At 47.0% G+C, this 15,122-nt stretch carries 10 protein-coding genes and 1 pseudogene; 8 read left to right on the top strand and 3 right to left on the bottom strand.

The genetic code is table 11. The features are described 5' to 3' along the window. The first annotated feature begins 116 nt into the window (after nt 1-116). The 5 genes from gyrA to JCM11969_RS09220 all read left to right on the top strand — a co-directional run bounded on the left by gyrA (nt 117) and on the right by JCM11969_RS09220 (nt 5,598). Nucleotides 117-2,789, top strand: coding sequence for a DNA gyrase subunit A (gene gyrA / locus JCM11969_RS09240; protein ID WP_082409254.1), 2,673 nt, complete (start codon nt 117-119; stop codon nt 2,787-2,789). 411 nt (nt 2,790-3,200) lie between these two features. Then, nucleotides 3,201-3,488, top strand: a complete 288-nt coding sequence (rpsF, locus tag JCM11969_RS09235; RefSeq protein WP_054710717.1) for a 30S ribosomal protein S6 — start codon at nt 3,201-3,203, stop codon at nt 3,486-3,488. Between the two features lie 42 nt (nt 3,489-3,530). After that, entirely contained in the window at nt 3,531-4,091 is a 561-nt protein-coding gene (gene ssb / locus JCM11969_RS09230; protein ID WP_054710715.1) for a single-stranded DNA-binding protein, read from the top strand. Nucleotides 4,092-4,116: 25 nt separating this feature from the next. Beyond that, nucleotides 4,117-4,353: a 30S ribosomal protein S18 gene (rpsR, locus tag JCM11969_RS09225; RefSeq protein WP_054710713.1), complete on the top strand. Its 237-nt coding sequence runs from the start codon at nt 4,117-4,119 to the stop codon at nt 4,351-4,353. A gap of 774 nt (nt 4,354-5,127) precedes the next feature. Beyond that, a complete protein-coding gene (locus JCM11969_RS09220) occupies nt 5,128-5,598 on the top strand; it encodes a YbaK/EbsC family protein (protein WP_054710710.1) in 471 nt (156 codons plus the stop codon). A 52-nt stretch (nt 5,599-5,650) separates the two neighbouring features. Here the strand turns inward: JCM11969_RS09220 and JCM11969_RS09215 are convergent, their stop codons facing one another. Next, a complete protein-coding gene (locus tag JCM11969_RS09215) occupies nt 5,651-7,063 on the bottom strand; it encodes a DHA2 family efflux MFS transporter permease subunit (RefSeq protein ID WP_054710708.1) in 1,413 nt (470 codons plus the stop codon). Nucleotides 7,064-7,597: 534 nt separating this feature from the next. Between JCM11969_RS09215 and JCM11969_RS09210 the strand changes: the two genes are divergently transcribed. The 3 genes and pseudogenes from JCM11969_RS09210 (at nt 7,598) to dnaB (ending at nt 12,111) form a co-directional block, all read left to right on the top strand. Beyond that, the gene (locus JCM11969_RS09210; RefSeq protein ID WP_082409253.1) at nt 7,598-9,622 is read left to right on the top strand and encodes a DHH family phosphoesterase; all 2,025 of its coding nucleotides are present in this window, start codon (nt 7,598-7,600) and stop codon (nt 9,620-9,622) included. 99 nt (nt 9,623-9,721) lie between these two features. After that, a pseudogene (rplI, locus tag JCM11969_RS09205) lies at nt 9,722-10,173 on the top strand (50S ribosomal protein L9). A 396-nt stretch (nt 10,174-10,569) separates the two neighbouring features. Then, nucleotides 10,570-12,111: a replicative DNA helicase gene (gene dnaB, locus JCM11969_RS09200; protein ID WP_082409251.1), complete on the top strand. Its 1,542-nt coding sequence runs from the start codon at nt 10,570-10,572 to the stop codon at nt 12,109-12,111. A 1,129-nt stretch (nt 12,112-13,240) separates the two neighbouring features. Here the strand turns inward: dnaB and JCM11969_RS09195 are convergent. Further along, on the bottom strand, nt 13,241-13,927 hold the full coding sequence (locus JCM11969_RS09195) for a YczE/YyaS/YitT family protein (RefSeq protein ID WP_225353212.1): 687 nt from the start codon (nt 13,925-13,927) through the stop codon (nt 13,241-13,243). 27 nt (nt 13,928-13,954) lie between these two features. Continuing rightward, entirely contained in the window at nt 13,955-14,383 is a 429-nt protein-coding gene (locus JCM11969_RS09190) for a MarR family winged helix-turn-helix transcriptional regulator (RefSeq protein WP_054710706.1), read from the bottom strand. Nucleotides 14,384-15,122: the final 739 nt, after the last annotated feature.

Below are 15,122 nucleotides of genomic sequence, written 5' to 3'. Positions count from 1 at the left end.
ATGTCGAAAGTTACTTAGATGCCATTAACTCAATAAACAAAGTAAAACAACGTAGAAACGGACAAGCCAGAGGTTCAGACATCATGTCGCGGCCTCATTGATTGGAGGTTACTGATTTGGCTGATCAAGATTTACCAAATCGAATTCAAGATGTTGACTTGGCGAAAACCATGCGAACATCATTTCTAGATTATGCCATGAGTGTTATCGTGGCGCGGGCGTTGCCTGACGTTCGGGATGGGTTGAAACCCGTTCACCGACGGATCCTGTACGATATGCACGAACTGGGTGTTACCCCAGACAAGCCGTACAAGAAGTCGGCCAGAATCGTTGGGGACGTTTTGGGGAAGTATCACCCCCATGGTGATAGTGCGGTTTACGAGTCTATGGTCCGGATGGCCCAAGACTTTAGTTACCGTTACCCCCTTGTTGACGGTCATGGGAACTTTGGGTCCGTCGATGGTGACGGTGCCGCTGCCATGCGGTATACCGAAGCCCGTTTAAGCAAAATTGCGTTGGAAATGCTGCGTGATATCAACAAAGATACCATCGATTACCAACCCAACTATGACGATACCGAAAAGGAACCAACGGTGTTACCGGCACGGTTCCCAAACCTCTTAGTTAACGGAGCTTCAGGAATCGCCGTTGGGATGGCAACCAACATTCCACCGCACAACTTGGCGGAAGTCATCAGCGCCATTCACATCCTGATGAAGAATCCGGATGCAACGACCGCTGATCTGATGGAAGCTTTGCCAGGCCCCGATTTTCCTACCGGTGGCGTGGTCATGGGTAAATCCGGTATCCGGAAAGCCTATGAAACGGGTAAGGGGACCATTACCCTACGCGCTAAAGTTGAAATTGAATCTGATAAGAGCGGTAAGCAACGTATCGTTGCAACCGAAATTCCATACATGGTCAACAAGGCTAAGCTGATCGAACGGATCGCTGATTTAGCCCGTGACAAGCGAATCGAAGGCATCACGGATGTTAACGATGAGTCTGACCGTGAAGGGATGCGGATCGTGGTGGACGTTCGCCGCGATGCTAGTGCTGAGGTTATTTTAAACAACCTGTACAAGATGACATTGATGCAGACGTCGTTTGGGTTCAACATGCTGGCCATCGTTGCCGGTTCACCTAAAGTGCTCAGTTTGAAAGAAATCCTGCAGTACTACTTGGCGCACCAGTTGGAAGTCATTCAACGGCGGACCGCCTTCGAATTAAAGAAGGCGGAAGCGCGGGCGCACATTCTGGAAGGGTTAAAGATTGCCCTGGACCACATTGATGAGATCATTTCGATCATCCGTGGTTCCCAGACTGCCGACGTTGCTAAGACCGAATTAATGTCACGGTTCCCACTGTCAGATAAACAAGCCCAGGCCATTTTGGATATGCGGCTCGTTCGTTTGACCGGTTTGGAACGTGACAAGGTTGAGCACGAATACGATGAATTACAAAAGTCGATCACAGACTACAAAGCTATTTTGGCAAGTCGCGACCGGCAAAACCAGATCATTTACGAAGAGCTCTTGGAAATTCAAGAGAAGTTCGGCGATGATCGGCGGACTGAATTGATGGTTGGTGAAGTGCTGAGCCTCGAAGACGAAGACTTGATCGAAGAGGAAAACGTCATGGTTTCCCTCACCCATAACGGGTACATCAAACGCTTGCCAACGACCGAATTTAAGGCGCAAAACCGTGGCGGTCGTGGGATTCAGGGAATGGGCATCCATGATGATGACTTCATCGAACACCTGATTTCCACTTCGACCCATGACGTCCTGTTATTCTTTACCAACGCGGGTAAGGTTTACCGGATGAAGGGGTACGAAATTCCTGAATATGGGCGTTCCGCAAAGGGGATTCCGATCATTAACCTGCTGAATGTCGACTCGAAGGAGAGCATTCAAGCGGTGATCAATGTCTCGGATGCTGCTGGTGATCAAGAGAAGTATCTGTTCTTCACCACGTTGAAAGGAACGGTTAAACGAACTCCTGTCGACGAATTCTCTAACATTCGCAGCAATGGTCTGAAAGCCTTGAACTTGAAAGATGACGATGAGCTGATCAACGTGTCTATCGTGGACGCTGACCAGAACATGATCATTGGGACGCACTCCGGATATGCCGTTAGCTTCCAAGCAAGTGACGTACGGTCCATGGGCCGTTCCGCTACCGGTGTCCGTGGGGTTCGTCTTCGGGATGATGATTACGTGGTCGGTTCCGCCATTCTTGGCCCAACCAGCAACGTGTTTGTGATTTCCGAAAAGGGGTATGGCAAACAGACCCCAGCCGATGAATACGCCATTAAAGGCCGTGGTGGTAAGGGTATCAAGACCATTAACATCACTGAAAAGAACGGCCCACTGGCTGGTCTGACTAGCGTTAACGGTGAGGAAGACATCATGTTGATCACTGATAAGGGTGTTATGATCCGGTTCGGCGTTGAAAACGTCTCACAAACGGGTCGGGCAACCTTAGGGGTTCACTTGATTCGTCTGGATGACGATTCCAAGGTCGCTACGATGGCTGTTGTTGAAAAGGAAGACCCAGACGATGGTGATGACGCGCAGGATGTTACACCAACGGATGATGGCGGTTCAGATGGTGATGCACCAGTGATCACCAATGAAACCACTACTGGGACTGACACGTCATTAGACCGGTTACTAAACGCTGCTGATGCAGAAGACGATGACGACACCACAAATGATAGTGATGCCGACAACGACTCTGATTCAGGGATGCTGGGTAATCCGGATGATACGGATGACGATGACTAAACACTAAAACAAGAAACGTTGCTGGATGAAGATCTGGTGACGTTTTTTTGTGGTTAGAGTGGCAAGAGGATAGAAAATGATAATTGAATGGCCGTTCTATTATTGGACTGTGAGCTCGTGGCTTGATCCAGCAGCTGAACGACGCACTATTACTGGCCAGTGTTGGCGGAGTTAACGCTGCAATTAAAGCGTCAGTTTTATTTTTTTAAAAAGTCAAAAAAGAAAAAAACACCGCTCGTTTTGATTTCGTATATATAGGGTATACGACATCTCTTGTCTAAATAAGCGTTGCATCTTAGCTGAAAATTTGCTAAAATACTATTTTGTGAGTAATCCATTCTCGGATAACTCTCCTTGCTCTCTTAAATCTAACTGAAGAGGGCCTGAAGTCCATAAGGAGGTGCAAATTTCATGAAGTATGAAATTACTTACATCATTCGCCCAGACCTTGACGACGCAGCTAAGACTGCCTTAGTTGACCGTTTCGACAAGGTTCTGACCGACAATGGTGCAGAATTGATTGATTCAAAAGACTGGAAGAAGCTTCGTTTCGCTTACGAAATCGGCGGCTACAGTGAAGGTGTATACCACATCGTTAACTTGAACGCCAACGACGACGCAGCTTTAAACGAATTCGACCGTCTTTCAAAGATCAGCGACGATATCTTACGTCACATGATCGTCAAACGCGAAGACTAATTTAGACATTCAACTATAACTAGATAGAGAGGAGCAATTCCTATGATCAACCGAGCATTGCTAACTGGACGCTTGACAAGAGATGTTGATTTACGGTACACCCCAAGTGGGGCGGCAGTTGGAAACTTTACGTTGGCTGTTGATCGGCAATTTACCAATCAAAACAACGAGCGTGAAGCAGATTTCATCAACTGTGTGATCTGGCGGAAATCTGCTGAAAATTTCGCTAACTTTACCCACAAGGGTGCGTTAGTTGGAATCGACGGCCGAATTCAAACCAGAAACTACGAAAACCAACAAGGTCAGCGTGTTTACGTTACCGAAGTGGTCGTTGATAACTTTGCACTGTTAGAACCGCGTTCAGCGAATAATAACAGTAACGGTAATTCCGGCAGTTATAACAACAACCAAAACGGCGGTAGCAATAACTACAACAGTGCGCCTGCTGGTAATAATAGTGCTCCTCAGAACAACAATCCGTTTGGTGATCCAAACACCAATGGTGCGGCTAACAACAATCAAAACAGCGGACAAAATCAGGCTGACCCGTTTGCAAATAACGGCGACAGCATTGATATTTCCGATGATGATTTGCCGTTCTAAACGGATCTGAATAGGAGGGAATAACATGGCTCAACAAAGAAGAGGCGGACGTCGTCGTCGTAAGGTCGACTTCATCGCTGCCAACCACATCGAATACATCGATTACAAAGATACTGACTTACTGAAGCGTTTTGTTTCAGAACGGGGCAAGATTTTGCCACGTCGGGTTACTGGTACTAGTGCCAAGAACCAACGTAAGTTAACAATCGCAATCAAGCGTTCACGCATCATGGGCTTAATGCCTTTCGTTGCCGAAGACTAATTGCAAAAAGGAAGGGACCACTGACTGGAGACGGTTGGGGGTCCCTTTTAGAGTGCAGAACCAGGGGCGGTTAAAGGGTGGAGCCTAGTGGACTTTGGTCATAAATTCCCGAACTTGGAATTTGTGACCGAAGTCCGCTAGGTGCAACCCTTTGCCCCGTGTCGCACGTTTCGGCTTGAGGACAGTAGAGGGCAAGGAGTGACAGGGACTTTTTACTGAATAACATCAAAAATAAGACCGACCACTTAGCACAGAAATGACTAGCCAAAATTAGTTTTTCATACTACTGTTGTGTTCGTTGCAGAATAAGGATATATAAAGCCTGACCATACAAAATCAAATTGATTTTATATGATCAGGCTTTTTTAGATATACTTTTCGGACTTCTTACTCATAAAACCGTATTAACATGCGTGTTCTACTGTTATCTAGCCGAAACGTGCGCCACAAACCAAAGACTTGCACAGAAGGCGACTATGATATAAAATCCTGGGTTTGGATTTTGTATCATAGTCGCCTTCTGCTCCAGTCTTTAACCGGTTTGCTCTGCACTCTAACGCTATGTAGTCGCAAGCCGTCTCGACCTTCTGAACGCATTGCTGCGCCGATCGTTTTTGCTTGCCATGGTTTGGCACCGTGGGTAAGTATCGCATGTTGGGTGGGTGGTGTCAAGATGTAAACGATTTAGAATTTGAATCTTACATAAAATTAAAATACGCTATAAATATTAAAATAAAATGATAGAATGTAAGACAACGAAATGGAGGTAACGCTATGTCACTTGAAGCTGTTGAACAGTATTTTGAACCTTATGGCCTTTCTGACCGGATTCACGTTTTCCATGAATCAACGGCCACGGTTGCCGAAGCGGCTGCGACCCTTGGCATCGACCCTGATCAGATTGCAAAAACGCTCGCCTTTGACGTTGACGGGCAAGCCGTCGTAGTTGTTGCGAGTGGTCTTTCCCGCGTCGCTAACGGCAAATTTAAGCGCGCATTCGGCAAACGGGCTAACATGATCCACCGCGATGAGGTTGAAGCTCGAATCGGACACGCGGTTGGCGGAGTTTGTCCCTTTGCACTGAACCCGGATGTGAAAGTTTATCTGGATGAGTCGCTTAAAAAGTACGACACGCTTTATCCAGCTGCTGGCGATACCAATGCCGCTATTCGGTTATCGTTAGCTGAACTTGAACAGTATTCGCATCCCACTGGGTGGGTCGATGTGGCTAAAGAGACCAACTAAAAAGACCGCTCATTTCTGAGCGGCCTTCGATCTGGGTAGTCATTTAGTTATCTTATTTCTTAAATGATCGGGTGGTAAAGGCAATCAGTAACGCAACTACGGACAGCACAACTGGCAGATAAACGGCCATGTGCACACCGGCCGTGAAGGCACCCTGTGCGCTTGCGTGACTGGCGGCTTCACCAATGCCCAGCAAACTCGTTGCTAAAGCGGTTGAAATTGCACCGATGATCTGTTGCAACGTATTCATGATGGTACTGCCATCACCAGACGCAGGCCCCTTTAATGCACTCAGAGCATGTGTTTGAGCTGGTGACATAGCCAGAGGACAGCCAATCATTAAAACGACGTGATCGGCAATTACAAAGGCCACAGCGGTGTGTGTACTGGTGGTCAGCAGCATGATAGCACCAATCAGTGCAATCAGGAACCCTAACCGCGTCAGCCATTTGGCACCGAAATTATCAAATAAGTTTCCTGAAACAGCTGAGACCAGTGCATTTACAATACCACCAGGCAACATGATGATCCCGGTCATTGCAACGGGCAACAGGAGTCCCTTTTGCATGTACATTGGCAGAATGTACATAGCTGATAGGATGATGCCAAAGTCAAGCATGACCATCAAAGCGCCGGCTCGGAAAGCAGGATTAGCGAAGATCTTCAAGTTCAAGATTGGTTCGGCAATGTGGACTTGGCGGTAAGCGTAAACGACTAAGACAATGATGCCAAATAGCAGCAGACCTAACACAAGTGGGGATCCCCAGCCTTTTGAGCTGGCGAAACTGACAGCGGTCACGATGCTGGCAAACCCGACGACACTGGTTAGGATCGAAAGCACATCGATTTTTGGTTTACTAATGTTACCAACATTTTCCAGTGATGTCAGTGCAAATACTAGTGCGATCAACAGGAATGGGACAAAGGCCCAGAAGATCCAATGCCAAGAAAGTTTGGCTAAAATCAATCCGGTCAGCGTTGGGCCAATGGCTGGTGCAAACATGATGACCATGGCACAGGCGCCCATTGCTGCCCCAAGTTTAGCCGGCGCAAAGACCTGCATAGCAACCGTGAACATCAGCGGCAAGATTAGGCCAGTAGCGATACCCTGAATCATCCGGCCGAATAATAGAATTGGAAAACTTGGTGCCAACGCTGCGATAACGGCGCCAACTAAGAAGTCCAATAATCCGAAGATAACGACTTGCCGGGTAGTAAACCACTTGGTGATCAGACTGTTTAACGGTAAAACAATTCCGATGACTAACATGTAGCCGGTGACCAGCCACTGAACGGTGGCGGTCGAAATACTCAGGCTGACCATTAGTTTTGGCAGGGCAATGTTTAATGATGTTTCACTAAACATCCCCACGAAAGCGCCAATTAACATACTGGCCATGGCGAGAGCGGGGTGCTTGACCACGACCCGGGGCCGTGACGCACTCATTGTAGCTTGTTGTTCCATGAATAATACCTCTTTCTTGAAAATGGATGCTTTTTCACAATTGGTTACACTACCAGAAAATTGGCGGCTTCGTAAGTGTTTTTTTGAGAAGAGTGGAAGAAAGCGGTTAGAAGGTGGAGCACAAGTTGACTCTGACATAAATTCCCGGTCCTGGAATTTATGTCAGAGTCGGCTTGTGTGCAACCTTCTGCTTTCTGGAACTCGTTACGGCTATGATGCCAAAAAATTGGGAGCAAGGCGGTCCAGAGTTCGTTACACGTTAGCCCCGTGCCTTGCGGAACACGTTACGGCTATGATGCCAAGAAAGACCAACTCTGACATAAATTCCCGGGCCTAGAGGTGTGTCAGAGTCGGCTTGTATGTAACCTTCTGCTTTCTGAACCACGTTACGGCTCTAATACCAAGAAAACACATTAGTTAAACCCATTACCACCAATTTCATGAACGACCATGGAAGCCGTCAGATTTATATGAGTGCGGGTTTGTGCTAAAATAAGGCTATTATTATTAGCGAATGAAAACAGAGGACTTAGAATGAACGGTTTTTTCTCAAGGGATAACTTACCCGAATTTTTAAGAAATAAACGATTGCGCGGCTTGGCGCTCTTTATCATGTGCTTGTCCCTGATCGGCGTTGTGATGGCCTTCATCTTCTCGTGGATCCTGGGTGTTGCGTTCCTGGTACTGATTATCGTCAGTTCCGTGTTCGCGTTTAATACCATGAATGAGATCAGCGCCGACATGAACCGGTATATCGCTGACCTGTCATTTCGAATCAATCGAGGTGAACAGGAGGCACTGATCGACATGCCGGTCGGGGTCATGATGTTTGGTGACAACGATGCCATTGAATGGGTGAACCCATACCTGCAGCGCTATTTTGGCGACGAGACGGTGCTGAGTCGACGGTTAAACGACGTTGACCCTGAACTGGAACAACTCATCGAAGCCCATGCGTCGGATGAGCATGCCCAAACAGTGACGTGGCGGGAACGGCAATTTTCGTTTCTCGTCCAAAAAGATGTTCGGGCCGTCTACCTCATGGAAGTGACCCACTTTGCGCAGATTCAATCGCGGTACGACAACGAACGGCTGGCCATTGGGCAGGTCTTTTTGGATAACTACGACGAAATAACGCAATCCATGACTGACCAGGACGTGTCGAACCTGCGAAACTACGTGACAAACGAACTCTCCGTTTGGGCGCAAAAATTTGGCATGTACCTCAAACATCTGGATGACGATCACTTCTTGGTCTTTCTCTATGCCAAGTCGCTGACGGCCATTGAAGAGGATAAATTCAGCATTCTGGACACTATCCGGGAGAACACTTCCAAGCAAAACTTCCCACTGACCCTCAGTATGGGGATCGCGTATGGTGGCGCTGACTTAGCCAAACTTGCTGATCAGGCACAGTCCAATTTGGACTTGGCACTGGGTCGAGGCGGTGACCAGGTCGTTGTCCGTGCGCAGGACGAGGAAGCGCGGTTCTATGGCGGCAAGACTAACCCGATGGAGAAACGGACACGAGTTCGGGCACGGATGATTTCCCAAGCGCTGCAAGAATTGATGTCGCAAGCTGATACCATTTTTGTTCAGGGACATCAGCAGCCTGATATGGACGCCATTGGGGCCTGCATGGGGATTCGCCGGATCGCGCAAATGAATGGCAAGGAATGCTACATCGTTTTAGACCAGGAAAAAATTCACTCGGATGTCCAGCGGCTCATGGTCGCTACCAAGGATTATCCCGAGATCGCTGACGCCATCATCACGCCTGATGAGGCGCTCAACAAGGTGACCAAGCAGTCCATGCTGGTCATGGTCGACCACTCCAAGACGTCGCTGTCCATCTCACCTGAGCTGTATGAGCGGCTGGAAAACCGGACTGTGATCATCGACCATCACCGGCGGGGTGAAGAGTTCCCTGAAAACCCAATGTTGGTCTACATCGAGCCCTACGCCAGCTCAACGTGTGAGTTGATTACTGAAATGTTTGAATACCAGTCACAGGAAAGCGAACCAGTTAATAAGATCGAAGCCACTGCAATGTTGACGGGGATCTTTATTGATACGAAGTCGTTCTCATTGCGGACGGGGTCTCGGACGTTTGACGCGGCCAGTTATTTACGGTCAGCCGGTGCCGACCTGGTTCAAATGCAGCAGTTTATGAAGGAAAACGTGGACAGTTATCTGCAACGGAATCACTTGATCGAGCTGGTTGAATTTATCAATGGCGACCTCGCAGTGGTTACCGGTGAAGAAGACCAAATCTATGATTCCGTGACGGCTGCCCAAGCAGCGGATTCATTGTTAAACATGTCGGGCATCGATGCGTCGTTTGTCATTACAAAACGTGATGACGGCCGAATCGGGATTTCTGCTCGAAGCACGGGTCAGCTGAACGTTCAAATTATTATGGAAAAGATGGGCGGCGGCGGTCACCTATCCAGCGGTGCGACACAGATTTCAGACAGTACCGTCAGTGATGTTAAACAGCAATTAGTCGCCATTTTAAACGGCGAAGACGAAGAAGAACCGACTCCCGAAAAGGAGTAGGTTCTCTTTAGTTAGGATTTATGATAGAGTATTTAATGAGGCCCAATTTGGGCGATATGAGGCGGTCAAATAGACCGTCCTTAAAAGGAGGACTTACCTGTGAAAGTTATCTTTTTACAAGACGTCCGCGGTAAAGGTAAACGCGGTGAAGTCAAAGACATGCCAGACGCTATGCCCAAAACTTTTTAATTAAGCAAAACAAGGCCAAAGCCGCCACTTCAGCAGCCATGAGCCAATTAAAGGGTCAGCAACGTGCCGAAGAAAAGCGCGAAGAAGAAGACCGTGAAGAAGCCGTGAAACTGAAGGCCGTTTTGGAAGACAAGAAGACTGTTGTTCAACTGACAGCTAAGGCTGGAACGGATGGTCGTTTGTTCGGTGCCATCTCCAGCAAGCAATTGATCCAAGCCCTCGACAAGCAATTTGGCATCACCATCAACAAGCACAAGCTTGAGATGAAAGAACCAATTAAGATGCTTGGGTACATTAACGTGCCGGTTAAGCTGTACAAAGATGTAACAGGAACCATTCGGGTGCACGTTGACGAAAAGTAGCGTTACCGGTGGGATGCACCAAAACGGTTAGTCCAAATAGAGAAAGTTTGTGTTTCATTGACGGGGTCGACGGCAAAGCCTATGGTTGGTTGTCGTGGCCCCGTTTAGTAGTAGAGTGTGGAGCAAGCCGGTTAGGGGGGCGGAGTGTAAGTAACCCTGGGCAGAAAAGTCTGGTTCTGACTTTTTTGACCAGAGTTGCTTACACAGTAGCCCCCTGGCTTGCGGAACACGTTTCGGCCACGTAGCCTAAACGTGTTCCAGGAGGCAAGGGGCTACTGCATAAGCAACTTCCGACACAAAATCCAAGACCGGGATTTTCTGTCGAAAGTCGCTTATGCTCCGCCCCTTAACCGCCTCCTTCCACACTCTTCCCCAAAGGAAATCAGGTGAATTCAAATGAGTGAAGGGTTACGTGATCAAACACCACCACAAAATATCGAGGCTGAAAAAGCTGTTCTCGGGGCGATCTTTTTAAATGGTGATGCCTTAGTCGACGCTATGGAATTAGTCCAGGCAGACGACTTTTATCGGCGTGCGCACCAGCTGATCTTTCAGGTCATGGTAGATTTAAATGACCGGGATGAGGCCATTGATGCCGTGACCGTTTCCGATGAGTTAAAACGGCAGAATCAGCTTGAAGACGTTGGCGGCATGACCTATATTGCCGAGTTGGCTTCGTCTGTGCCAACGGCGTCTAACGTTGGGTACTACGCAAAGATCATCGGTGAAAAAGCCACGCTGCGTCGGCTGATTCAGACGGCAACGAAGATCGTTACGGATGGGTATGCTGAAGATGAGTCCGTGGATGATATCATCGATGGTGCCGAACAAGCCATTATGAACGTCTCTGAGGCGCGTAGTCAGGCCGGCTTTAAGATCATTAAGGACGTGCTGAACAACACCTTTGAAGAGATCGATAAGCTCTCTCAGCAGGGGGATACCGTTACGGGTCTGTCTACTGGGTATAAGGACCTGGACGACATGACCACCGGGTTGCATGAAGATGAATTAATGATCCTAGCTGCCCGGCCAGCCGTTGGGAAGACCGCGTTTGCGTTAAACATTGCGCAAAACGTTGGAACGAAGACGGATAAAGCAGTTGCTATTTTCAGTTTGGAAATGAGTGCTGAGTCATTGGTCAGCCGGATGCTTTGTGCGGAAGGCAGTATCAACGCCAACCATTTGCGGACTGGACAACTAGAAGAAAATGAGTGGCAAAATTTGATCGTGGCAATGGGTAGTTTATCCAAAGCGAAGATCTTTATCGATGATACGGCTGGTATTAAGATGTCTGAAATTCGGGCAAAATGTCGGCGATTGGATAAGGAGCAAAACGGAAACTTAGGGTTAGTTGTGGTCGATTATCTGCAACTGATCGAAAGTTCCGGTGCTGAAAACCGGCAACAGGAAGTTTCTGCAATTTCCCGGCAGTTAAAGAAACTGGCCAAGGAATTACACGTGCCGGTTATCGCGCTGTCACAACTGTCTCGTGGTGTTGAACAACGGCAGGATAAACGACCTGTGCTGTCAGATATTCGTGAATCAGGATCAATTGAACAAGATGCGGACATCGTGTCGTTCCTGTATCGTGATGACTATTACGAGCGGGACGGCGATGACGATGATGATAACGACGGCGGCGGACAAGATGACGAGACCCAAGATGTGGGTGAAGTTGAAGTCATTATCGAAAAAAACCGTTCGGGTCCACGTGGGACGGTGAAGCTGTTGTTTGTGAAGTCGTTTAATAAGTTCTCTTCGGTGCTTATACGCCAGAAGGGTAGAGTGTGGAAGAAGGCGGTTAGGGGGCGGAGCAGAAGTAACTTTGACCGAAAAAGGCTGTTCCTTGCCTTTTTTGGTCGAAGTTGCTTCTGCAGTAGCCCCCTGCCTTCTGGAACACGTTTCAGCTCAAGGCTAATAGAAGGTGGCTGCCAGTAGCAATTCGTAGCAATCATACTGGTTTGGATTTTGTGCCGGAAGTTGCTTAGGTGCAACTCCTTGCCTTCTGGAACACGTTTCAGCTCGAGGCTAATAGAAAGTAGCTGCCACCATCACTCATTAAAAAAGACCCACAATCACTTCCCACAATACAATAATCTACGCAAAACAAACCGAGCATGATTTAAATCATGCTCGGTTTTTCTATACTTATGTATCAGATTAGATAAATGATTGACCTGATTTGGGGTTCGGTGTTGGAAAGTAGGGGGTTATCAAACAGTAGAAAATGTCAGTCGTTCGGGATGTTGAGTGGTTGGTATGGTTATTTTGAATTAGAGACTACAAGGGTTCCGATGTCATTTGCGCGCTGCTGTCCTCGAGCCGAAACGTGCGACACGGGGCAAGGAGTTGCACCTAGGGGACTTCGCCCATGAAAGCCAGGCCCGGGCTTTCATGGATAAAGTCCCCTAGGCTCCACTCCTTAACCGCCCCTGGTTCTGCACTCTACAAAAAAGACCCACCGTTAGGGGACGGTGGGTCTAGGGGGGAGTGGATAACGCTATTTTTTAGTTTTCACTGTTTAGGGGGAGAAAAAACATGAAAACATCGCTATCTATTTTAAGGGGTAGTCAACTATCTTGGTAATTGACTATATCTATGTAATAAAGAAAAAATATGATAAAAGTATGAATTTTTTGATAAAGTTGTTAAAGATTTGGTAAAGGCTTTTGACAAGTAAAGTGATAACAGCTACGGATGCCTGTTATACCGGTGTTTATCGGTGCTCATTTTTATTTGAACGATAAGAAATTTTTTCTTGATTTTTATCGTATTCACACGATATTTCATGATTTGTTTTTATAAATGAGACACTGTGTTGCATTTCGTCGCAAAAATGAAAGCGTGAAAGTGAGACTTTGTTCTAACATTTTGATTGATGAGTCAAATACTTTTGGTAATTAAGTGTTTCACGTGAAACATTTTGGTGGTTGCTTGGCAGCTTGGCCGAAACGAGTTGCAGAAAGCAAAAGGTTGCACACAAAAGGACTCTGGCAAAAATTCCAAGCCCAGGAATTCTTATCAGAGTCCTTTTGTGCTCCACCTTCTGAACGCTTTCCTCCACTCTCTACGAATGCTGTTCCGCAACCGATTCCTTATCCTCTTCAGGATGGTCCGGTTTCGTCATCCAAGCTGTAAAGCGTGGCATTTTGTTGGTATAGAAACTAACGAATCGCCCTGTCAAAATAGCCGTAATCGCAGTTCCTTCACGGATACCAGACAGGGAGTGACGGAAGATCAGTGCTAAGACCGCTGCTATGAGCATCATCGTAATGTCTTGGCGCACCTTGATTGTTGGAAATGGCGTGTGCGTGACGAGACTAATTGCGGCGGTGAGTCCTTCGCCAGACATGATGATTGCCTGCGAGTTGACTTCCAGATACACCCCAAAGGATAGGAGCAGAATACTAATGGCGGTGAAGAAAAGCTGCCACCAGTAAGTGGTCATCGGCAGAAAACTGAATAATTTAACGAACCCATCGATGAAGAAGCCAAATACGATGCCCGGAATGAGTTGCAGGATGTTCTGCCATGAAAATTGTCGGCGTAAAATGAAGGCTTCGAGTACGATCAGTAAGATCATGAACACAATTGTCAACTGGCCTAACGTAAAGCCCGTGATGATACTGGTGACATTGGGAATACTGGAAATTGGTGACGTCCCTAATTGCGCTAACCGTGACAACCCAACGCCAGCTGACATAAAGGTGATCCCAAAAAATAAGAGTAGAAAATGTTTCACTATTGCACGCACGAAAAGACTCCTTTGAATTGAATGGATTTAGTTCTTAGTATTTTGAAGGGCTTCATAGACCTTCTGCAACTGATCTGAAAAGGCCGTTTGGTCGATCTCTGGATGCTGTGTGAAAAATGAGTCCCACCAGCTGATCATGGTGTGCTTCAAGCGCTCTGCGGCCCGAATGCCTGCCGGTGTGAGATTAATGCGGTTGACTCGTTTATCAGTCGTATCACTGGTTCGTGTCACGAGTTTTTGCTGGGAGAGCTTACGCAGATCACGCGCTAATAAACTCGGGTCAATAACCATTTCAGTCGCAATTTCACGTTGAACCAGGTTCGGATTATCGTAAATGAATAGCAACAAGTCACTCTGAGTGGCGCGAACATCTAAACCTGCAATCTGTTGGTTAAATTCAGTTTTTGAATGCCGGTAAATACCAGCAATGAATTTGCTTAATGAGTAAAGCGGCATCTAATCGTCCTCCTTTTGTGGACATGTCCATTAAATACCTAATAACTGTTAGCTGTCAACCAATTTCATTCACAAAGTGCGGTTGAAAGCTTGGGAAACATGCCGTTATCTACGTTATGGTTTGTTAAATTGGGGGTTTCCGATAGCGTTATCGGCGGTTATTTTCAGTGTGATGGCAATCGAGCGCACAAGTTTATTTTAAAAAATATTGCCAGGCCGAGTGCCTTACTGCCCCAGTCGCTTTCTAGTCATTCGGAGGATCCCCAGTAAAATTAATTTATTAAAATTAGTTGACAGTTTCTCATCTTCGGGGTTATGCTACATGCAACATTTCAAATACGACAACTTGACTAACCCAATGGAGTAACGTCATAGCTTTACTTAGAGAGTATCGGTACGGTGAAAAGATACTAAAACTACGATGAGAAAGATTGCGTTGAACAACTTCACTTTTCGAGGTGAACTGGTGCACCCATTATCGTGCCGCGTATCGCAGAGCGAGTCTGCCGTACGTTGGAGGAATCAGTTGCGAGACTGATTTGAAAAAAGGTGGTACCACGTGAAAAACGTCCTTTGGTCTTTGAGACCAGAGGGCGTTTTTCGTTGTCGTAGAAAATGCATAGTAGATCAGACAAACAAATACATAATTTAAGGAGTGGTTATTATGAAGTATGGCATTATTGGCGCAGGTGCAATGGGATATCGAGTGTTTAAATAATTATGTGTAAATGATTCATTG

The organism is Secundilactobacillus paracollinoides DSM 15502 = JCM 11969 (assembly GCF_001311135.1).
Lineage (GTDB): Bacteria > Bacillota > Bacilli > Lactobacillales > Lactobacillaceae > Secundilactobacillus > Secundilactobacillus paracollinoides.
The sequence above is the reverse complement of the archived record's forward strand: the minus strand, read 5'-3'. Positions and strand labels throughout refer to the sequence as shown.